This window comes from Pseudonocardia nigra (assembly GCF_019396355.1).
In the GTDB taxonomy this organism is placed as follows: Bacteria; Actinomycetota; Actinomycetes; order Mycobacteriales; family Pseudonocardiaceae; genus Pseudonocardia; species Pseudonocardia nigra.
In genome coordinates, this window is sequence record NZ_JAHKRK010000046.1 from 22,448 (window position 1) to 43,268 (window position 20,821).

At 74.2% G+C, this 20,821-nt stretch carries 17 protein-coding genes and 2 pseudogenes; 9 read left to right on the forward strand and 10 right to left on the reverse strand.

What is annotated here, in order from left to right; translation table 11 throughout:
* Positions 1 to 32 precede the first annotated feature (32 nt).
* Positions 33 to 584, reverse strand: coding sequence for a ribonuclease FAU-1 family protein (locus KME75_RS14415; protein WP_219415151.1), 552 nt, complete (start codon positions 582 to 584; stop codon positions 33 to 35).
* Positions 585 to 625: 41 nt separating this feature from the next.
* Between KME75_RS14415 and uvrB the strand changes: the two genes are divergently transcribed.
* The 3 genes from uvrB (at position 626) to KME75_RS14430 (ending at position 4,763) form a co-directional block, all read left to right on the forward strand.
* Positions 626 to 2,815, forward strand: a complete 2,190-nt coding sequence (gene uvrB, locus KME75_RS14420; protein ID WP_372452597.1) for an excinuclease ABC subunit UvrB — start codon at positions 626 to 628, stop codon at positions 2,813 to 2,815.
* 341 nt (positions 2,816 to 3,156) lie between these two features.
* Positions 3,157 to 4,428 carry a glycosyltransferase 87 family protein gene (locus KME75_RS14425; RefSeq protein WP_219415143.1) on the forward strand — a complete coding sequence of 424 codons (1,272 nt, stop codon included), beginning with the start codon at positions 3,157 to 3,159 and terminating at the stop codon, positions 4,426 to 4,428.
* Positions 4,425 to 4,763, forward strand: a complete 339-nt coding sequence (locus KME75_RS14430; protein WP_219415144.1) for an MmcQ/YjbR family DNA-binding protein — start codon at positions 4,425 to 4,427, stop codon at positions 4,761 to 4,763. The genes KME75_RS14425 and KME75_RS14430 overlap by 4 nt, the downstream gene beginning before the upstream one ends.
* On the opposite strand, the pseudogene KME75_RS14435 reads toward KME75_RS14430, so the two are convergent.
* A pseudogene (locus KME75_RS14435) lies at positions 4,715 to 5,670 on the reverse strand (LysR family transcriptional regulator). The gene KME75_RS14430 and the pseudogene KME75_RS14435 sit on opposite strands and share 49 nt — an antisense overlap.
* Positions 5,671 to 5,741: 71 nt before the next feature.
* Here KME75_RS14435 and KME75_RS14440 point away from each other — a divergent pair.
* The 3 genes and pseudogenes from KME75_RS14440 to KME75_RS45880 all read left to right on the forward strand — a co-directional run bounded on the left by KME75_RS14440 (position 5,742) and on the right by KME75_RS45880 (position 7,953).
* Positions 5,742 to 6,662 (forward strand): EamA family transporter, encoded by a 921-nt coding sequence (locus KME75_RS14440; protein ID WP_219415153.1) that lies wholly within the window; start codon positions 5,742 to 5,744, stop codon positions 6,660 to 6,662.
* Positions 6,663 to 6,749: 87 nt separating this feature from the next.
* Positions 6,750 to 7,253, forward strand: a pseudogene (locus tag KME75_RS47585) (GAF domain-containing protein); the annotation flags it as partial.
* Between the two features lie 139 nt (positions 7,254 to 7,392).
* Complete coding sequence (locus tag KME75_RS45880) at positions 7,393 to 7,953, forward strand: hypothetical protein (RefSeq protein ID WP_308282777.1); 561 nt, start codon at positions 7,393 to 7,395, stop codon at positions 7,951 to 7,953.
* 52 nt (positions 7,954 to 8,005) lie between these two features.
* Here the strand turns inward: KME75_RS45880 and KME75_RS14450 are convergent, their stop codons facing one another.
* From KME75_RS14450 to KME75_RS47455, 5 genes are all read right to left on the reverse strand, one after another.
* A complete protein-coding gene (locus KME75_RS14450) occupies positions 8,006 to 8,965 on the reverse strand; it encodes a hypothetical protein (RefSeq protein ID WP_246632089.1) in 960 nt (319 codons plus the stop codon).
* A gap of 135 nt (positions 8,966 to 9,100) precedes the next feature.
* Positions 9,101 to 9,991: an ABC transporter permease gene (locus KME75_RS14455; RefSeq protein ID WP_219415145.1), complete on the reverse strand. Its 891-nt coding sequence runs from the start codon at positions 9,989 to 9,991 to the stop codon at positions 9,101 to 9,103.
* Positions 9,988 to 12,747 carry an alpha/beta fold hydrolase gene (locus KME75_RS14460; RefSeq protein WP_308282773.1) on the reverse strand — a complete coding sequence of 920 codons (2,760 nt, stop codon included), beginning with the start codon at positions 12,745 to 12,747 and terminating at the stop codon, positions 9,988 to 9,990. Before KME75_RS14460 ends, KME75_RS14455 begins: the two co-directional genes overlap by 4 nt.
* A gap of 65 nt (positions 12,748 to 12,812) precedes the next feature.
* Entirely contained in the window at positions 12,813 to 13,124 is a 312-nt protein-coding gene (locus KME75_RS14465; RefSeq protein WP_219415146.1) for an antibiotic biosynthesis monooxygenase family protein, read from the reverse strand.
* Positions 13,100 to 14,230 (reverse strand): ABC transporter substrate-binding protein, encoded by a 1,131-nt coding sequence (locus KME75_RS47455; protein WP_246632090.1) that lies wholly within the window; start codon positions 14,228 to 14,230, stop codon positions 13,100 to 13,102. The genes KME75_RS14465 and KME75_RS47455 overlap by 25 nt, the downstream gene beginning before the upstream one ends.
* 179 nt (positions 14,231 to 14,409) lie before the next feature.
* Here KME75_RS47455 and KME75_RS14480 point away from each other — a divergent pair, with 179 nt between their 5' ends.
* Together KME75_RS14480 and ligD are read left to right on the forward strand one after the other, a co-directional pair.
* On the forward strand, positions 14,410 to 14,802 hold the full coding sequence (locus tag KME75_RS14480) for a cupin domain-containing protein (protein WP_219415147.1): 393 nt from the start codon (positions 14,410 to 14,412) through the stop codon (positions 14,800 to 14,802).
* A gap of 106 nt (positions 14,803 to 14,908) precedes the next feature.
* Positions 14,909 to 15,847 (forward strand): non-homologous end-joining DNA ligase, encoded by a 939-nt coding sequence (ligD, locus tag KME75_RS14485; RefSeq protein ID WP_219415156.1) that lies wholly within the window; start codon positions 14,909 to 14,911, stop codon positions 15,845 to 15,847.
* Between the two features lie 228 nt (positions 15,848 to 16,075).
* On the opposite strand, the gene KME75_RS14490 is transcribed toward ligD, so the two are convergent.
* Both KME75_RS14490 and KME75_RS14495 read right to left on the reverse strand, forming a co-directional pair.
* Complete coding sequence (locus KME75_RS14490; protein WP_219415157.1) at positions 16,076 to 16,585, reverse strand: metallophosphoesterase family protein; 510 nt, start codon at positions 16,583 to 16,585, stop codon at positions 16,076 to 16,078.
* A gap of 2 nt (positions 16,586 to 16,587) precedes the next feature.
* Positions 16,588 to 16,962: an FKBP-type peptidyl-prolyl cis-trans isomerase gene (locus KME75_RS14495; protein ID WP_308282774.1), complete on the reverse strand. Its 375-nt coding sequence runs from the start codon at positions 16,960 to 16,962 to the stop codon at positions 16,588 to 16,590.
* An 83-nt stretch (positions 16,963 to 17,045) separates the two neighbouring features.
* Here KME75_RS14495 and KME75_RS14500 point away from each other — a divergent pair, with 83 nt between their 5' ends.
* A complete protein-coding gene (locus tag KME75_RS14500; protein ID WP_308282775.1) occupies positions 17,046 to 18,539 on the forward strand; it encodes an MFS transporter in 1,494 nt (497 codons plus the stop codon).
* Here the strand turns inward: KME75_RS14500 and KME75_RS14505 are convergent, their stop codons facing one another.
* On the reverse strand, positions 18,540 to 20,618 hold the full coding sequence (locus KME75_RS14505; protein ID WP_219415148.1) for a S9 family peptidase: 2,079 nt from the start codon (positions 20,616 to 20,618) through the stop codon (positions 18,540 to 18,542). It lies immediately after the preceding gene.
* Between the last annotated feature and the right edge of the window lie 203 nt (positions 20,619 to 20,821).

Here is a 20,821-nt window from a genome sequence, read left to right on the forward strand (position 1 = left end):
GCCATGATCACGGCATGCGGGCCGCGTGGCGCTCAGGGTGGAGGGCTCGGCGACGCGGGTTCGGCCGCCGGGCGCTCCTTCCAGCTCAGCACGATGCCCATCCCGGCCAGCCAGGCGTTCAGGTCGTGCCCGTGCGCCGCCAGCCCGTCGATCGCCCGGTAGGCCCGGAGCATGGCCGACTCCGCGGCCGCCGGGTCCAGCAGCCCGAGCGCCACGGCGGCGACGAACTCGTCCACGTCGATCAGCTCCGCGCCGCAGTGCTGGTGCACGACGATGTCGAGGTAGTGGTCGGTGAGCAGCCACCGGTCGCCGTCGCGGACGATCTCGCACACGTCGAGGTAGAAGTCCTGATCGCGCTCGTGACCCGGGTTCCACCACCAGTCGGTGACGCAGAGCCCCAGCTCGGGCAACAGCCAGGACTGCACCCAGTGCGCGGTCGGGCGGTTGATCATCGCGCGGCTCATGTAGAGGCCGAACGGCGTCAGCCGGTACTCGTCCACGGCACGCTCGATGCCCTTGGTGTCGATGTTGATCCTGGCCGGGACGTCGAAGTGGGCGGTCTTCGGCGGGTGCACGGGGTCGATGCTGCCAAAGACTGTCGGTGGGGGCTCGTACCCTGGAGGACGTGGCATTCGCGACAGAGGTTCCGGGCAGCGCGGCGCAGGGGGAGCAGGACGTCCCCACCGCGCACTCCGAGTTCCGCCCGGTCGGGGAGATCGAGCGCAAGGGCGGCCGGTTCGAGGTCGTCAGCCCGTACCAGCCCGCGGGCGACCAGCCCACCGCCATCGAGGAGCTGGAGAAGCGCATCCGGGCGGGCGAGCAGGACGTCGTGCTCCTGGGCGCCACCGGCACCGGCAAGTCGGCCACCACCGCGTGGCTGATCGAACGGCTGCAGCGGCCCACGCTCGTGATGGCGCCCAACAAGACGCTCGCGGCGCAGCTGGCCAACGAGCTGCGCGAGATGCTGCCGAACAACGCGGTCGAGTACTTCGTCTCGTACTACGACTACTACCAGCCCGAGGCGTACATCGCGCAGACCGACACCTACATCGAGAAGGACTCCTCGATCAACGAGGACGTCGAGCGGCTGCGCCACTCCGCCACCCACAACCTGCTGTCCCGGCGCGACGTCGTCGTGGTCGCGTCCGTGTCGTGCATCTACGGCCTCGGCACGCCGCAGTCCTACCTCGACCGCTCGGTGAAGCTGGAGGTCGGCGGCACCGTGGAGCGCGACGTGCTGCTGCGTGCGCTCGTCGACGTGCAGTACAGCCGCAACGACCTGGCGTTCAACCGCGGCACGTTCCGGGTGCGTGGCGACACCGTCGAGATCATCCCGGCCTACGAGGAGCTCGCGATCCGCATCGAGTTCTTCGGCGACGAGATCGAGGCGCTCTACTACCTCCACCCGCTCACCGGCGACGTCGTCCGCCAGGTCGACGAGCTGCGCATCTTCCCCGCCACCCACTACGTGGCGGGCCCGGAGCGCATGGAGAAGGCGGTGCGCAACATCGAGGCCGAGCTGGAGGAGCGGCTGGCCGAGCTGGAGGGCCAGGGCAAGATGCTCGAGGCCCAGCGGTTGCGCATGCGCACCCAGTACGACCTCGAGATGATCCGGCAGGTCGGGTTCTGCTCCGGCATCGAGAACTACTCGCGCCACATCGACGGCCGCGGGCCCGGGTCGGCGCCCGCCACGCTGATCGACTACTTCCCCGACGACTTCCTGCTGGTCATCGACGAGTCGCACCAGACCGTCCCGCAGATCGGCGGCATGTACGAGGGCGACATGTCGCGCAAGCGCAACCTCGTCGACTTCGGGTTCCGGCTGCCGTCGGCGGTCGACAACCGGCCGCTCACGTGGGAGGAGTTCGCCGACCGGATCGGCCAGACGGTCTACCTGTCGGCCACCCCCGGACCGTACGAGCTGTCGCGCACCGGCGGTGAGTTCGTCGAGCAGGTCATCCGGCCCACCGGCCTGGTCGACCCGAAGGTCGTGGTGAAGCCGACCAAGGGCCAGATCGACGATCTGGTGCACGAGATCCGGGAGCGCAGCGAGCGCGACGAGCGGGTGCTGGTCACCACGCTCACGAAGAAGATGGCCGAGGACCTCACCGACTACCTGCTCGAGCTCGGCATCCGCGTCCGATACCTGCACTCAGAGGTCGACACGCTGCGGCGGGTGGAGCTGCTGCGCCAGCTGCGGCTCGGCGAGTTCGACGTGCTGGTCGGCATCAACCTGCTTCGCGAGGGCCTCGACCTGCCCGAGGTCTCGCTGGTCGCGATCCTCGACGCCGACAAGGAGGGCTTCCTGCGCTCGGGTACCTCGCTGATCCAGACGATCGGCCGCGCGGCCCGCAACGTGTCGGGCGAGGTGCACATGTACGCCGACAAGATCACCGAGTCGATGCAGTACGCCATCGACGAGACCGACCGCCGCCGGGCCAAGCAGATCGCCTACAACGAGGAGCGCGGGCTCGATCCGCAGCCGTTGCGCAAGAAGATCGCCGACATCCTCGACCAGGTGTACCGCGAGGCCGAGGACACGGAGGTCCCCGTCGGTGGGTCCGGCCGCAACGCGTCGCGCGGCAAGCGGGCCGCGGGGGAACCGGGGCGGGCGAGCGCCAGCTCCGGGGTCGTCGCGGGCCGCGACACGGCGAACATGCCACGCGCCGAGCTCGCCGACCTCGTGCAGCAGCTGTCCGACCAGATGCTCGCCGCGGCGCGCGACCTCCAGTTCGAGCTCGCCGCCCGGCTCCGCGACGAGATCGCCGACCTCAAGAAGGAACTGCGCGGGATGGACGCGGCCGGCATCCGCTGACCACGCTCCCGCCCACCGGTCGGGCGCTCGGTGCGCCCCGTGGTGGTCGGTGCCCCTCGTCGACGGGGCGCGTGGCCGGTGTCGGGATGCGTGGCCGGGTCGGGGTGGCGGCAAGGCCGCGGTGTCCGTGCCCCCTCTCGTGGTCGGTGCGCCCCGTCACGGGGTGCATGGCCGGAGACGGGGTGCATGGCCGGAGACGGGGTGCATGGCCGGAGACGGGGTGCATGGCCGGAGACGGGGTGCATGGCGTCGCCCGTCCCTCGTGACGCCCCCGCCGCCGGAACGTGTCACAGAAGGGTTACCGTGACGGGGGATCGGACGACCGGAGGAGAGGGCACAGCGTGACGGTTGTCGGCGCGACGGGCACGCGCGCCGGGCAGCGGCTCCTCGACCTGCTCCGCGCGCCCCGCCGGGTGCTGCTCGTCACCGTCCCGCTGCTGGCGCTCGTGCTCGCCGGCCTGGTCGTGCACACCGGCGGGCGGCACATCGACCTCGAGGTCTACCGGTTCGGCGTGCAGGCGTGGCTGTCCGGCGGCGACATCTACGGTCCGCTTCCCGAGACGTCCGGGAAGATCGCCCTGCCCTACATCTACCCGCCGTTCGCGGCGTTGCTGATGGTGCCGCTCGCGGTCGTGCCGTGGACCGCGGCCTGGGTCGGGCTGCTCGCGGTGTCCGTCCTCGCGCTCGGCGCCACCCTCTTCGTCGTCGCGCGCAGGCTGTGGCCGTCGGGCGGGCGGGGTGGCGCGCTCTCGGTCACCTCGATCGCGCTGCCGCTGGCGCTCGCGGTCGAACCGGGCCACGCGATCGACTTTGACGTCCCCGCCGACCGACCGGCGCTGGCCCTCGAGCCGGTGCTCCAGACGATCGAGTTCGGGCAGATCAACCTGGTGCTCATGGCGCTGGTGGCGCTCGACTGCCTGGTGGCGCGGCCGCGCTGGCCCCGCGGGCTGCTCATCGGGATCGCCGCGGCGATCAAGCTGACGCCCGCGGCGTTCGTGCTGTACTTCCTGCTGCGCCGCGACTACCGCGCCGCCGTCACGGCGGCGATCAGCGGGGCGGCCGCCACGGCGATCGGGTTCGCGATGGCGCCCGCGGCGTCGCTGCAGTTCTGGCTGGACAACCCGACCGGCGGGGTGAGCGGTTCGCCGTTCTTCACCAACCAGACGATCGAGGCCGTGCTCGTGCGGGCGGGCGTCGACGGCACCGTCCGCACGGTCGCGTGGCTGCTGCTGTCGGTCGCGCTGCTGGCGATCGCCGTGCCGGTGATCCGCAAGGCGCCCCCGCCGCTCGCCTTCGTGGCCACGGCGGGCGTTGCACTGCTGGTGTCGCCGACGTCCTGGTCGCACCACTGGGTGTGGGTGGCGCCCGCGCTGCTGGTCGCCGCGGCCACCGCATGGCGGGAGCGGTCGCTGCTCGGGGCCGTCGTCACCCTCGCGATGGCCGCGGTGTTCGTGATGGCGCCGCACCAGCGCGGGTTGCCCCGGGCCGGCGAGCGGGAGTTGGGCTGGACGCCGGCCGAGCAGGTCGTGGGCAGCACCTACGTGTGGTTCACCGTGCTGCTGTTCGTGCTGCTGTGGTGGCGATGGCGGTCCCGCCCGGTGCCGCAGCCGTGACCCACGACGAGCTGGTCGCCTACTGCCTGGCCAAGCCCGGCGCCACCCCCGATGAGCCGTGGGAGGGCGACCTCGTCGCCAAGGTCGGCGGGAAGATCTTCGCCTTTCTCGGGGGCGGCGGGCTGGGCGTCAAGTGCGGTCGCGATGCAGATGAGGCCGCCGAGTTGCGCCACCGCTACCCCGACAGCGTCGCGGTCATGGCCTACATCGGCCGCCATGGCTGGAACAGCATCACCCTCGACGGCGCCATTCCCGACGACGAGCTGCGCGAGCTCGTCGACGAGTCCTACGACGCGGTGGTCGCGAAGCTGCCCCGGCGCCTGCGCCCGGCCTGATCCCGGGTCACGACCGCCGCCGCCTCGGCGCGCAGCGCGTCCAGCACCGTGCGCACGGCGGGCCGCTCCGCAGTGCTGGTGCGCAGCACGGCCTCCACCAGCCGTGCCGCCCGCACCCCGGTCAGCGGGCGGCGCACGAGCCGACGCCCGCCCCGGTCGTCGGTGGAGTAGCGCGGCAGCAGCGCGATCCCCCGGCCGGCGGCCACGAGCTCCTCGGTCACCGAGAAGTCGTTGATCCGCTGCACCACCCGCGGCGTGGTGCCGGTGCGCACGACGAGCGAGCGCAGCACGTCGTCGACGGGCCAGCCGACCTCCACGCTGATCCACGCCTCGTCCGCCAGCTCCTCCAGGCGCAGGTGCCGACGACGGGCGAGCGGGTGGCCCGGGGGAGCACCACGTCGAGCGGCTCGCGCAGCAGCGGCACCACCTCCCAGCGCTCGGACGGGTGCGGGGGAGCCACCTCGTCGCGGTGGCTGATGACGATGTCGAAGTCGGCGGCCAGGGCCGGCACGTCGGCGGGGGTCATGTCGACGTCGCGGCACTGCGGCCCGACCTCGGGCACGGTGTCGAGCCGGGCCAGGAGCCCGGCCAGCATCATCCGGGCGCCGGACGGGAAGAGCGCGATCCGGACGTGCCCGCGCGGGGTGGTGCGCAGCCGCTCGACGGCGGCGTCGGCGCGCGCCAGTGCGGCGAGCACGGCCTCGGCCTCGGCGACCAGTGCGTGCCCGGCCCCGGTGAGCCGCAGCCCACGGCCGGCGGGCTCGGTGAGGGGCAGCCCCACCTCCTCGGCCAGCGCCTTGAGCTGCTGGGAGATGGCCGACGGGGTGAAGGACATGGCGGCGGCGACGGCGGTGACCGAACCGCGGTCGGCCAGCTCCCGCAGGATCCGCAGCCGCTGCACCTCCATGAAGCCACGCTACAAGGACGGCTCAGATCTTTTCGATGGTCTTCCCGGTCGCGGCCAAGGACGGTGGAGGGGTGAACGCCCGCGACCGCCTGCTCGCCGCCTTCGTCGCGGTGCTGTGGGGCGCCAACTTCCTCGCCATCCACGTCGGGCTCGAGCACTTCCCGCCGCTGTTCCTGGCCGCACTCCGGTTCGCGGTGATCGCGGTCCCGACCGTGCTGCTGGTGCCCCGCCCGCAGGTGCGGCTGCGGTGGCTGATCGGGTACGGAGTCGGGTTCGGCACGCTGCAGTTCGTCTTCCTGTTCGTGGCGATGGACATCGGCATGCCGACCGGGCTGGCGTCGCTCGTGCTCCAGGCGTCGGCGCCGTTCACCGTGCTGCTCGGGGCGTTGCTGCTGCGCGAACGCCTCTCGGCGCGCCAGGCCGTCGGCATCGCGCTCGCCGTGCTCGGGCTCGCGGCGATCGCCGCCGTGTCCCGGGCGCAGACGGCAGCGGTGCTGCCGGTGCTGCTCACCCTGCTCGGTGCGCTCGGCTGGGCCTTCGGCAACCTCGCCAACCGGCTCGCGGCGCCGCCGAACCCGCTGCACCTGACGCTGTGGATGTCGGTCGTGCCCCCGGTCCCGCTGTTCGCGATGTCCTGGGTGACCGAAGGGACCGCGTCGTGGGGGGCCGCGCTGCGGGCCGCCGTCACGCCCGCGGGCCTGCCCGGCGTGCTCGCCCTGGCCTACACGGCGGTGCTCGCGACCGTCGTCGGCACCGGGATCTGGACGGCGCTGATGCGCCGCCACCCCGCTGGCGTCGTCGCGCCGTTCTCGCTGCTGGTGCCGGTGGTCGGGATCGCGCTGGCCGCGCTCGTGCTGCACGAACGGCCGAGCGCCGTCGAGCTCGCGGCGGCCGTGGTGATCGTCGGCGGCGTCCTGCTCGGGACGCCGCGGGCAGTGCGGGCCGGCGATCACCCGCCCGAACCCCTCGCCCGGACCGCTGCGAGTGCCTAGTCTGGCGCTCGGGTGATGCCGATGACAGCCGCGGACGACGGGGTCTGCGCGATCCGGCCGGGAGTCGACCTCGGCCGCCACGCTCGCATGCTGGCCCGCGTCCACGACGCGCTGCTGTCGGGAGACCGCCCGCCGGTCGCCCCCCGCACGCTCGTGGCCCGCTCCTGGCAGCGGGTGCGCGCGCAGGGCGTCGACCCCGACCGTGGCGGCGCACACCGGCCGGTGTCCGCCGAGGAGGTGGAGCAGCGCCGGGCCCGCTCGCCGCTGCAGCGGGTGCTGCCGGAGCTGCGCGCAGCGCTCACATCGGTGGCCGAGGACGCCCGGCACGTGATGGTGATCACCGATGCCGACGGGGTGCTGCTGTGGCGCGAGGGCGCCACGCAGGTGCGCCACCGCGCCGACCGGCTGGGGTTCGCCGAGGGCGCGAACTGGTCGGAGGCCGTGGTCGGCACCAACGGGATCGGCACCGCCCTCGCCGAGGACGCCCCGGTGCAGATGTTCGCCGCCGAGCACTTCGTGCGCACCCACCACGTGTGGACGTGCACCGCCTGCCCCGTGCACGACCCGCGGACGGGTGAGCTGCTCGGCGTCGTCGACGTGAGCGGGCCCGCGGAGACGGTGCATCCCACCACCGTGGCGCTCGTCGGCACCGCCGTGAAGCTCGGCCGAGGCGAGCCTGTGGCGCCGCCACGAGAGCCGCCTGGAGGCGCTGCGCACCGTCGCCGCGCCGGTGCTCGCGGCGGTGCCCGGCCCCGGGCTCGTCGCCGACGAGCACGGCTGGGTCGCCGCCGTTACGGGCATACCGTTCGTCGAGCGGGTCGCGGTGCCCAGGGCGGACCGGCCCGTCGCCGTGCAGGGCCTCGGGCTGTGCGTGCCCGAACCGGTGCCCGGCGGGTGGCTGCTGCGCAGCGGCCCGGCCGGCGCGAGCGCCCCGCTGCACCTCACCCTCGACCTCGACGGCAGGCCGCCGCGCGCGACGGTGCAGGGCACCAACCGGTGGGTCCACCCGCTCTCCACCCGGCACGCCGAGGTACTCCTGCTGCTGGCCCACAACCGGGACGGGCTCGACGCAGCCGCCCTGAGCGCCGCGCTCTACGGGCACAGCGGCTCGCTGGTCACCGTCCGGGCCGAGGTCTCCCGGCTGCGCAGGACCCTGGGCGGGCTGCTGCTCGCGCGGCCCTACCGGATCGCGCCCGAGGTGCGGGTGGAGCTCCCGGAACTCACCGGCACCACGTTCGTCCGCAAGTCGAGCGCGCCGGGGGTACGCGCGCTCGCGAAGCAATTCCGATAGGACGACCGGCACTTTCGTCCAATCCTATTGAACGAACGTGCCGTTCGTGCCGTCAGCTCGAGGGGATTGCGTACACCGGTGGGCGCGGGGACCGCGCCGCGTTGCGATAGTTGCGGCGGAGTTCGTCCAGTACCCGGGTGGGGTGGAGCTCCAGCTTCGACGGCTGTGTGTGCATCACGACGATGTCCTCGGCCATTATCGTCGAGCGGCGATCGAGGGTGCGCTCGTAGTCCTCGGGGCTGAGATGCCATTCCTTCGAGTCGATCTCCCAGGCCAGTCCCACGTCGTCGAACCAGGCGTCGGGCATCGCGAGGAACCGCCCCGCCCGGTCGTAGAGCTTCACGTTCCACATCGGCGCCGGAAGGGCGCTGCGGCGCACGAGAGCGCGTGCGTTCGCCTCCGCCACCGATCGGACCCCGTCGCTGATCTCGGTCAGTACCTCGCGCGGAAGCTTGGTACCCCGGCCGCTGCCCGCCTCGACCTCCGCGTGGAGTTGCGCCGGCGTGCACCGGTTCCGCTGGACCACCTCGGCGATCGCCGAACGCACCTGGTCGCGCTCGCGGATCCGGCGGGCGAAGTCCAGCACCGCCCGCGCGATCGGGGCCAGCGGCCACCGTCCCGGCTCGGGTACGGGCAGCCGGTCCGTGCGTTCGGCGAGCACCCGGCCGGACCCGGCCCGGCGCCGGTCGGCCGGCAGCAGCACGTGAACCGGACCGGACGGGCTGGGCACCCGCCGCATCCCGTGCAGCTCCAGCGCGTCGAGTCCGGTCAGAACGGCGCCGTCACCGGCGTACAGCAGGGCGGCCCGACGGCGGTCGTCGCGGGTCGGCGCCCCGTTGGTGAGCATGACGATTCCGGGCAGCAGCCAGCGCCACGGCCCGCCCGCTCGGCAGCGGTGAGCGACGGTGCTGCGGCCCAGCCCGAGCTCGCGCAGCGCCTCGACGCGCACGACGGCGCCGCCGCAGTGGAGGGCGAACTCGTCAGGCCGCAGGGAACAGGATCGATGTGGCATGGGCCAATGCTCACCCGGAGGGGCGCGGCGAACGAGTGATTCGCGATTCTGTGGATGAGCGAAGCCCGATGTGCACAACGTCAGGGGCACGAACGGCACTTCCGTCCAAACCTATCGGACGAAAGTGCCGTTCGCTCAGCTCGTCACGTCTTTGCGCGTGAAGCGCCACACCGCCGCCGACGTGAAGATCGCGGCGTACGCCAGCGCCGAGAAGGCGCCGCTCGTCATGTCGCCCCAGTCCACCTGCTGGGCGAGCAGGGCCGCCCACGCGTCGCCGTAGTGCGTGGGCAGGAAGTCGCGCAGGTCCTCCAGCGCGGTGATCTGGTCGAGGATCTGGGAGACGATCGACGCCATCACCGCGCCACCGACGGCCCCGAGCGGCGCGTCCGTCGACACCGACAGCAGCAGCGCCAGCCCGGCCACCCACAGCAGGTGCACGGCCACGTAGACCGCGCCGACCAGGACGCGCCCGGCGCCGGTCCAGAACGGCAGCGACTCACCCGTGGGGCTGACCAGGTCGCCCGCCCCGTACGCGAGGACCCCGACCAGCAGCGCGACCACCGGCAGGAGCAGCAGCGCCGCCGTCGACAGCAGCCCGGCGACGATCGCCTTCTGCCGCAGCAGCCGCGCCCGAGGGATCGGCGCGGCCAGCAGGTAGCGCAGGCTCGACCAGGACGCCTCGGCCGCCACCGTGTCGCCGAAGAACAGCGCCACGACCACGACGAGCAGGAACGACGCCGACGCGAACAGCGCGAACACCGCGAAGTTGACCGCGCTGCCCTGGGCGAGGTCGACGAGGCTGAGCGAGCCACCGGGCCCGTCGTCCTCGGCCAGCGCGAACGCCGCCCAGAGGATGACCGGCAGCGCGGCGACCAGCGCGAACGTCACCTGCGTCCGCCGTCGCTTCAGCTGACGCACGAGCTCGACCCGCAGCGGCAGGGTCCGACCGGGGCGGTAGGTGGACGGGGCGGGACCGTCGCCGCCGAGCGCGCCGGCGGTGCCCTTCCTGGTGGACGGGACGGTCATGGGGTGGTGTCCTCTCCGACCAGTTGCAGGAAGGCGTCCTCGAGCCGCCTGCGGGGGCCGGCGGCGGTCACGCCGACGCCGGCGTCGACCAGCGCCCGCACGGCCGACGCCCGCAGCGTGCCGTTCAGCTCGGCGTGCACGGCGCCCGCGCCGACCTCCACCGACCGGACGCCCGCGAGCGCGGTGAGCACCGAGGCGGCCCGCTGCGGCTCGTCGACGGTGAAGCTCGCGGCGCCGCCGCCGGCGATCACGTCGTCCACCGTGCCGTCGGCCACGACCCGGCCCCGGTGCATGACGACGACGTGGCTGCACGTCTGCTCCACCTCGGCGAGCAGGTGGCTCGACACCACCACCGTGCGCCCGGCCGCGGCGTAGCGGTGCAGCACCTCGCGCATCGCGGAGATCTGGGGCGGGTCGAGCCCGTTGGTCGGTTCGTCGAGCACGAGCAGCTCCGGCAGGCCCAGCATCGCCTGCGCGATCGCGAGCCGCTGCCGCATGCCATGGCTGTACGTCCCGACCCGGCGCCGCACCGAGTCGCCGAGCCCGGCGATCTCCAGCGCCTCGTCCAGGTGCGCCTCCGACTCCGGGCGGCCGGTCGCCGCCCAGTACAGCCGCAGGTTCTCGATCCCGGACAGGTGCGGCAGGAACCCCGGCCCCTCGACGAACGCCCCGATCCGCGCCAGCACCGGCGCGCCGGGTCCGACCTCCTCCCCGAACGCGCGGATGGTGCCGGCGGTCGGGCGGATCAGCCCCATGAGCATCCGCAGCACGGTGGTCTTGCCGGCGCCGTTGGGCCCGAGCAGGCCGAGCACCATCCCGGCCTCGACGGTGAACGACACGTCCGTGACCGCGCTGAACCCGCCCTTGTAGGTCTTGGCGAGGCCGCGGATCTCCAGGGGGCGGTCATCGGGTCGCGCCGGCGCGGGCCGCGGCCTGCGCAGCCGGGCGACGAGCCAGGCCAGCAGCGCGGCGGCGAGCACGCCGCCGATGCCGAGCAGCGGCCCGAGCGGCACGGTGTTCGCGGTGACGTTCGGGCCGGGCACCACGGGCACGACCAGCGCGCCACCGGCGTCGACCTGCCAGACGGCGGGCTCCGGCGAGCCGGTGAAGCCCTGGTCGGTGGTGCTGATCGCCACCTCGAGGTGGTTGCCCGCCTCGACCGGCGCCACCACCCCGGGCAGCGTGACGGACACGGTGGCCGGGGTGCCGTCGGCGGGCACGGGCACCCGGATCGGGGCGACCGCCCCGCCGAGCAGGGTGCGCCGCCCGTCCGGCGCGACCTCCGACATCGACACGTGGAGCACGGCCTCGGCCGGGCCGGGCTGTCCGGGGACCCGCGACACCGACACCTCGCCCCGCGGCGCGCCCGTCACCAGCAGGGGGACGTCGAGCGCCGGCGTGCGGAACTGCGCCGACTGGCCGGGGAGGGCGCCGGTGACCGACCCGAGCGCGCTGCCCAGCGCCCCGAGCCCGCCGAGCCCGGGGAGCGAGGTGATCGCCGCGGGGTTGCCGCCCGCCGGATGCAGGACGATCTGCGACGCGCCCTCCAGCCCGAGCGTCTCGGTGCGCAGCGGCGCCGTGCCGGCGAGGCCGGGGTACTCCGGTGCGACGACGGTGCGGCCGGTCGGGGTGTCGCCGCGGGTGCGCACCCCGCTCTCGACGGCGTAGGCGAACCCGGTGCCGGGGTCGTCGCCGGTGCCGGCGAGGTGGAAGGCGAACCAGTCACCGATCTCGTCGCGCACGGCCTGCCCCGGCGCGGCTCCGTCGTGGCCCCCGGCGTACCACACGACTTTGACGGTGCCGCCCGCCGCCGCGATCTGCCGGGCGTTCGCGTCGGCGTGGTCGAGCCCGAACAGGGTGTCCCGCTCGCCCTGCACGAGCAGGGTCGGCGCGGTGATCCGGTCGGTGCCGGTGGCGGGGGACGACCGGCGCAGCAGCTCGGCGGTCGCGGGGGAGAGGCGGCCGGTGGTGGCGGCCTCCGTGTAGGCGGCGCACACCTCGGCGGTGAACCGCCCGCAGGTGGCGGGCAGGTCGGTGCCGTTGACGTCGGGGGCGGGGCCATCCGGGGGCGGCGCCAGCCCGGCGGAGAAGAACACGCCGGCCCAGCCGCTCTTGAACACCCCGTCCGGGGCGAAGGCGCCCGGCGCGGGGGTGGCCGGTGGGGGCGAGGCGGCCGCCGCGTTGGGGAACAGCGCCTGGCCGAGGTCGTTCCAGGTGATCACGGGGGCGAGCGCGTCGACCCGGTCGTCGTACCCGGCCAGCAGCAGCGCGATCGCCCCGCCGTACGAACCGCCGGTGATCCCCACGCGCGGGTCGCCCGGTGCGTCGAGCTGCACCTCGGGGCGTTCGGCCAGCAGGTCGACGAGCGCGCGGGCGTCGGCGACCTCGTGGTCGGGGGAGTTGAGCGCGATCCGGCCGGTGCTCGCGCCGAACCCGCGGGCCGACCAGGCGAGCGCCACGAAACCGCGGGCGGCCAGCTCGCGGGCGTCGGCATCCACCGACTCCTTGCTGCCGCCGAACCCGTGAGCCACGAGGACGGCGGGCGCCGGGGTCGCCGCCGGGAGGTAGAGCGTGGTGTCCAGCTCGACCGGACCGGTGCTGCCCGGCCCGCCGGGCACCGTGACGCGCTGCTCCTCCAGGCGGACCTCCGCCGGGGACGCCGCCGCCGGCGGGGCGCCGACCGCGGTCGCGGACAGGGCCAGCAGGACGAGCACGAGGATCGGCGCGGCCCGTCGGCCGCGCGGGATGGGGGGCACGCGACGACGGTATGTGAAGGCGTGCCCGGCCCCGCGCGGCAGCCCTCAGCCGGTTCTCAGATGACTCAGTGACCCAGGGCAGGCTGCGTCAGGACGTCGTCGGCGTGCTCGACGCGCGGCTCCCCGGCGAGGTGCGGGCCGATCAGCTCGCGCCAGCGCGTGAAGTTCTCCGACTGGCGGAACCCGACGGTGTGCGCCTCCACGCTGTCCCACTCGACGAGGAGCACGAACCGCGTGGGCGTCTCGATGCTGCGGGTGAGCCGGGCCCCGCCGAAACCGGGCGTGTCCGCGATGTACCGCACGCCCTCACGCACGGCGGCGGCGAACTCGTCCTCCGTGCCGGGACGGACGTTCAGGTCGGCGATCTCGAGCACCATGCCCGCATCCTGCCACGGTCAGCTGAGGGCCCGGCTCCCGCGGCCATCTGGCCGCGGAACAGCACCTGCGCCGTCGGGACGTCGTCCGGGCTCGGCCACGTGCTCGCATCCCAGACCGACGCAGAAACGCGCGCCCGCAGTGCACGAACAGCTCCTCGACCTCGACCATGACGGCCAGCCGGGGGGCGTCCCCGCGCAGCGCGAGGCGGTCGGCGAACGGGGGGTCGCGCACGATCGCGGCCCGCCCGTTGACCCGCAGCGTCTCGCCCACCCCGGGCACGACGAACAGCATCCCGACCCGGGGGTGGCGCCGGCTCGGGCACGAGCTCGCGCAGCTCGGACTCGCTCGTGACCACGTGCAGGTCGGTCCCCGCCGTCACGACCCGGCCCCCGCCGCCCCGTTCTCCCAGGGCCGCGGCGAACAGCGGCGCCGTCGCGTCCAGCGCGTAGGACAGTCCGACCGCGGAAGCGCTGGAGAACGCCTGGACCAGGGTCGGATCCGACAGCAGGACGCTGCGACCGCCCGCCACCGAGGGGATCACCTGGTAGAGCGGGTCGTCGGTGACGAGCGCCGGGTCGAAGCCGATCGGGAACGTCACGGTGAGGTCGGCGTCGAGCAGGTCCATCCGCTCCTGCGAGACCGGCACGTAGAAGTTATCGCCCGCGAGCTCCTGCACCGCCGGGGAGTTGACGAACCCGAGGCGGCGCAGGAACTCGACGCGGCCGTCGCCCTCGACGTAGGCGCCGTACCCCTCCGACGTGCGGGCGGCGACGGCGACGGTGGCCCGGTCGAAGGCGGGGTTGGCCGCGGCGACCTCGGCGAACCGGGCGTCCAGCCCGGCGCGCAGCTCCGTGGCCTCCTCGGTGCGGCCGAGGGCGGTGCCGATCAACTCCAGCTGGTCCTCCCACGAGGTCAGATAGGCCGCGGACGCGGTGTCGGGAATGCCGACCACCGGATCGCCGAGGCCGGTCAGCTGCTCGTGGCGGGCCTGCTCGCCGCTCGAGCGGGTGTCGAGGATCAGGTCGGGTTCGAGGGCGGCGAGCGCCTCGAGGTTCACGTCCAGCGTGCCCAGCAGAGTGGGTGGCGTGTCGTAGCCCTGCTCCATCCAGGGGCCGAGGCCGTCGCCGCCGAACGCGAGCCGGTCGGCGTCGCCGACCGGCTCGACGCCCAGCTACCTAATGTCCCGGGTGGGGTCGGTCGCCGACACCGCCATGATCATGCTCACACCGCCCCGTCACGCACCGTCCCACGAGTGCGCCGCAGGGATTTCGGGCATCAGAAGGCATGGACCACTTCACGATCGCGACCGTCGCCGAGCAGAGCGCCGACTTCCGCCGCGTCCTGTGGACCGGCGAGCACACCCAGCTCGTCGTCATGACGATCCCACCCGGCGGCGAGATCGGCGAGGAGGTGCACGACGGGATCGACCAGATCCTGACGTTCGTCAGCGGCACGGGCGAGGCGCGGGTCAGCGGGCAGAAGAAGAAGGTGGTCGCGGGCGACCTCGTGGTCGTGCCGTCGGGCAAGAAGCACAACTTCGTGAACACCGGCCCGAACCCGCTGGTGCTCTACACCGTCTACGGGCCGCCGGAGCACGCCGACCGCGTGGTGCACCACACGAAGGAGGAGGCCGACGCCGCCGAGGAGGCCGGCGAGGACGAGCCGCCGACGTCCTGACCCCCGCCCCGCGAGTCGGCACGCAGTGGCGGGCGAGTCGGCACGCAGTGGCGCTGGATCCGCCGCGCCGGCGTGTGATGATGCTCTCGTGGCTCGCGAGAAGGTCGTGGAGAGCAGGGCCGGGGTCGAGCTGTCCAACCTCGACCAACCGCTGTTCGACGGCGCCGACGCGACGAAGCGCGACCTGGTCGACTACCTCGACGCCGTGCGCGAGCGGATCCTGCCCGAGCTGCGGGACCGGCCGCTGTCGGTGATCCGCGTCCGGCCGGGGCAGGAGCCGTTCATGCAGAAGAACGTGCCGAAGTACACCCCGGACTGGGTGCGCACCACGCAGGTGTGGGCCGAGGCGTCCCGGCGTGAGGTGTCCTACGCCCTGTGCGACGACCGGCGCACCCTGCTGTGGTTCGCCAACCAGCGCGCCGTCGAGTATCACCCGACGCTCGTCCGCGTCGGGCAGGCCCACACCACGCACCTCGTGCTCGACCTCGACCCACCGGCGGGGGACGCGTTCGGCCACGTCGTCAGCGCGGCGCTGCTGGTGCGGCAGGCGCTCGCCGACTCCGGCCTGGCGGGCGTCGTGAAGACCAGTGGTGCCAAGGGGCTGCACGTGTTCGTGCCGCTGGACGAGCGCGTCGGGATCGAGGACGCCGCGGCCGCCACCCGGGCCCTCGCCGCGCGCGCCGAACGGATCGACCCGGACGTCGCCACCACCGCATACATCAAGGAGGACCGCGGCGGGAAGGTGTTCGTCGACTCCACCCGCTCCGGCGGCGCGACCGTGGTGGCCGCCTACAGCCCGCGGGTGCGGCCGGGCGTGCCCGTGTCGTTCCCCGTGTCCTGGGACGACCTCGACCGCGTCACGCCCGCCGACTTCACCGTCCGCACCGCGCCCGGCCTGCTCGCCGACGCCGACCCGTGGCACGAGCGGATGCCGCCGCAGCAGACGCTGCCCGCCGACCTCGTCGACGAGGGCCACGGCATCCCGATCGCGCGGGTGCAGGCCATGCACGAGGGCAAGCGCCGGGCCCGCGCCCGCCGGCAGTAGGCCATCCCGGGCGACTCGCGTGTCCGGAACGGGCGACTCGCGTGTCCGGAACGGGCGACTCGCGTGTCCGGAACGGGCGACTCGCGGGTCAGAAGCGGGCGACTCGCGGAGGACTCCCGCGAGTCGCCCGTTTTCGCCGCGCGAGTCGCCCGGTTTCCGCGTCCGAGTCGCCCCACTCGCGCGCCGCGTTGTGCCGACTCGCGCGCCAGTTCGTGCCGACTCGCGAGGTCAGCGGCGGGGCGGCGGGTCGAGGTGGTGGAGCTCGACGGCGGTCAGGGCGCCGTCGGCGACCTCGGCGGTCATCCACGTGAACGTCGGCTGGCGGCGCCGGTCGGTGGGCGAGCCGGGGTTGAGCAGCCGCAGTCCGTTGGGTGCCGTCGTGTCCCACGGAATGTGGCTGTGTCCGAACACCAGCACGTCGGCGTCCGGGTAGTCGGCGGCGCAGCGACGTTCCCGGCCGGCTTTGGCACCCGTCTCGTGCACCACCGCCAGCCGGACGCCCTCGAGTTCGACGCGGGCCACCTCGGGGAGCCGGCCCCGCAGCTGCGGCCCGTCGTTGTTGCCGAAGACCCCGACCAGCCGCCGCGAACGCGCCTCGAGCGCGTCGAGCAGCTCGACCGACACCCAGTCGCCGGCGTGCACGACGACGTCGGCGGCGTCGACCGCCGCCCAGACCGGTGCGGGCAGGTCCTTCGCCCGCACCGGCAGGTGCGTGTCGGAGATCAGCAGCAGGTGCAGGGTCAGCTCACCCCGACGAGGTCCACCACGAAGATCAGCGTTTCGCCCGGCTTGATCGCGCCGCCCGCGCCGCGGTTGCCGTAGCCCAGGTGCGGTGGGATCACGAGCCGGCGACGCCCGCCGACCTTCATGCCGGCCACGCCCTGGTCCCAGCCCGCGATGACGCGGCCCGCGCCGAGCGGGAACCGGAACGTCGAGCCGCGGTTCCAGGACGCGTCGAACTCCTCGCCCGTGGAGTGCGCCACGCCCACGTAGTGCACCTCGACGGTCTGGCCCGCGGTCGCCTCGGGTCCGTCGCCGGTCTGGATGTCCTCCACCACCAGGTCGGCCGGGGCCGGCTCGTCGATGGGGTCGATCTCGGGTCGCTGCAGCGCCACGCTGTCCTCCTTGTGTCGGCCGCCCAGCCTGCCAGCCGCCCGGGCGTCGCACATGATCGGGGCGAGTCGGGTACCCCGGACCGGTGACCGAAGCCGCCCCCCGCCCCTCCCCGCCCACGTACGAGCCCGATCCGAGACGCTGGCGCGCGCTGTCGGTGACCCTGGCCGCCGGGTTCATGAGCCTGCTCGACGTCAGCATCGTGTCGGTCGCGCTGCCGTCGATCCAGCGGGGGCTCGACGCCAGCGCGGCCGAGGTGCAGTGGGTGGTGTCGGGGTACGCGCTCACGTTCGGGCTGGCGCTGGTGCCCGCCGGACGACTCGGGGACGCGCTGGGCCGGCGGCGCATGTTCCTGTGCGCGCTCGGCGCGTTCGTGCTGTTCAGCGCGCTCGCGGGCCTGGCACCCACCGCGGAGACGCTCATCGCCGCCCGGCTCGCGCAGGGCGTGGCGGCCGGGTCGCTGGCCCCGCAGAACTCCGCACTCATCCAGCAGCTGTTCCGCGGAGCCGAGCGGGGGCGCGCGTTCGGGCTGTTCGGCGCGACCGTCGGCATCTCCACGGCTGTCGGTCCGATCGTCGGCGGGGTGATCCTCGCGCTCGCCGGCGAGGCGGACGGCTGGCGGTGGATCTTCTACGTCAACATCCCGATCGGCGCGCTCGCGCTGGTGCTCGCGGCCCGGCTGCTGCCGCGGGGGCGGACCGGGCCGCGCGGCCACATCGACGTCCTCGGGGCCGCGTTGCTCGGCGGCGCGGTGCTGGCGGTGCTGCTGCCGCTCGTGCAGGCCGAGTCGGGTGGGCTGGTGCGGCTGTGGTGGCTGTTCCCGGCGGGCGCGGCGCTCGGGGCGGCCTTCGTCCTCTGGGAACGACGGGTGGTGCGCCGCGGCCGGGACCCGCTGCTGGACGTCCGCCTGCTCGCCGGGACGCGGGGATATGCCTCCGGCGTCACGCTGGGCACCGTCTACTTCGTCGGCTTCAGCGGGATCTGGCTGGTGTTCGCGCTGTTCTTCCAGACCGGGCTCGGCTACACGCCTCTGCAGTCCGGCCTCGCGGTCACCCCGTTCGCCCTCGGATCGGCGGTGTCGGCGGTGATCGGCGGACGGCTGGTGGACCGGCTGGGCAGGCTGCTCACCGTGATCGGGCTGAGCCTCGTCGTCGTCGGGCTGGCCACGACGGCCGTGCTGCTGTTGCTGGTGCCGCCCGCGGCGGCCGGGGGAGCGGTGGCGGTGCCGCTGCTCGTGGCCGGGGCGGGCGGCGGGTGGGTGATCTCGCCGAACACGACGATGACGCTGCGGCACGTCGAGGTGAGCGGGGCGGGCTCGGCGGGCGGGGCCCTGCAGACCGGGCAGCGGATCGGCGCCGCGATCGGCACCGCGGGGCTCGCCGGCACGTTCTACGCCGTGCTCGGCGCCACCGGTGAGGACTTCGCCGTCGCGGTCTTCGTGGCGATCGGGACGGCGGCGCTCGCCCTGTCGCTCGCCCTGGTCATCGGCGTGCTGGAGTGGCTGGCGGGTCGGAGGCGAGCGGCGCGGGCGGCAGCGTCCCCCGACGAGGACGCCGGCCACCTCGCCGACCCGCAGTGATCATCCGATCGCGTCGTCGACCCCGAGCGCCTCGCGGAGGAACTGCACCTGCAGCAGGAGCAGGTTCTCCGCCACCACCTCCTGCGGTGTCATGTGCGTGACGCCCGACAGCGGCAGCACGCTGTGCGGCCGCCCGCCCGCGAGCAGCGCTGACGACAGCCGCAGGGTGTGCGCGGCGACGACGTTGTCGTCGGCGAGGCCGTGCACCAACAGCAACGGCCGGGACAGCCCCGCCGCGTCGGCGAGCAGCGACGACCGGGCGTAGGCGTCCGGGTCCTCGTCGGGATGCCCGAGGTAGCGCTCGGTGTAGTGCGTGTCGTAGAGCGCCCAGTCGGTGACGGGGGCGCCCGCGACGGCGGCGTGGAACACGTCCGGGCGGCGCAGCACGGCGAGCGCCGCGAGGTAGCCGCCGAACGACCAGCCGCGGATCCCGACGCGGGTGAGGTCCAGCTCCGGGTGCTGCTCCGCGACCGCGTGCAGGGCGTCGACCTGGTCGTCGAGCACCGGGGAGGCGAGGTCGCCGCGCACCGCGCGCTCGAACTCCGGGCCGCGACCGGGCGTGCCGCGCCCGTCGGTGACGACCACGGCGAAGCCCTGGTCGGCGAACCACTGGCTGGTGAGGTGCGCGCCGCGGGCGGCGAGCACCCGCTGCGCGTGCGGGCCGCCGTAGGGGTCCATGAGCACCGGGAGGGGCCTGCCCGGCTCGTGGCCGGTCGGCAGCAGCACCGCCGTGCGCAGCTCGCGCTCGCCGGCGCGCAGCAGCGTGACGCGGGGCAGCAGGCCCGGCAGGTCGGCGAACGACGGGATCGTGTGCTCGGCGCCGCCCCGGTGCACGCTGGTGACGGTGCCGTCGGCGTCGAGGGCCTGCCGGGCCACCACGAGCGTGCCGCCGGCGAGCCGCCCCGAGTGCACGCCGTCGGGGGGCGTCAGCGCCGTGAGCCCGTCCGGTCCCCACGTCCACAGCCCGATCGACACCGGGTCCTCGCTCGCGCGGAACAGCACCACGTCGCCGTCGATGTCGAGCACGTCGCGGACCTGCAACGACGGCGGCGTCACCGGCTCGCCGTCCACGACAAGGCGCCGCGCCCCGTCGGCGTCGCCCGCCGTGACGAGCGCGCCCGACGCGGTGTGCGCCGGGACGCCCGGCACGATGTCGACCCACACCGGGTCGGTCTGTTCGTGCACGACCGAGGTCGCGCCGGTCGCGACGTCGACGCGCAGCACGCGCAGCGCCTTCTGGTCCCGCGGCTGCACGACGACCAACAGCCCCTCGGCGTCCCACACCGCGTCGGCGAGGTACTCGCCCTCCCACTGCACGGGCACCTGCGCGCCGTCCAGCCCGACGATCTGCAGCGACACCCGCGCGTTCGCGGTGCCCGCCGCCGGGTAGGCGACGATGGCCGGCTCGCGGTCGGGGTTGGCCGGGTCGGCGATGTGCCAGCGGCGGACGGGGGTGTCGTCCACGCGCGCGACGAGCAGCGCCTCGCCGTCGGGCGACCACCAGTACCCGCGCATCCGGCCCATCTCCTCGGCCGCGACGAAGTCGGCGAGGCCGAACGTGACGTGCTCGCCGTCGGGCTCGGCCAGCGCGGTGGTGGTGCGCGCGGTGATGTCGTGGACGTGCAGCGCTCCGCCGCTGACGAACGCGACGCGCCGCCCGAGCGGGTCGGGCCGCGGGTCGATCACCGCGCCCGGGGTGTCGACCAGGCGCGGGGTGAGCCCGGCGGCGAACTCGGTGACGTAGAGCTGCCCCGACAGGGCGAACGCGGCCATCGTCACCGGGCGGTCGGTGGCGTAGCCGACCACGCCGCCCGCCTGTTCCCTGCTGCGCTCGCGGCGCGCCCGCTCCTCGGGCGGCAGGTCCTCCTCGGACCCGGCGGCGAGCTCGTGCGGGTCGGCGACGAGCCGTTCCTCGCCGCTGCCGAGGTCGAGCGTCCACAGGCACGTCACGGGGTCGGTGCCGCCGCGGCTGCGCAGGAAGACGACGCGCTCGCCGTCGGGGGACACCGTGAAGCCGCGCGGGGCGCCGAGGGTGAACCGACGAGTGCGGGCCTGCCGGCGCGGGAAGCTGTCCGTCACGGTCGGTCAGTCTGCCTCCGCGGCGATTCGCCGGTCAGAAGGGGGCGACTCGCCTGTCGGGACCGGGCGACTCGCGTGTCGGGACCGGGCGACTCGCGTGTCGGGACCGGGCGACTCGCGTGTCGGGACCGGGCGACTCGCGTGTCGGGACCGGGCGACTCGCGTGTCGGGACCGGGCGACTCGCGTGTCGGGACCGGGCGAC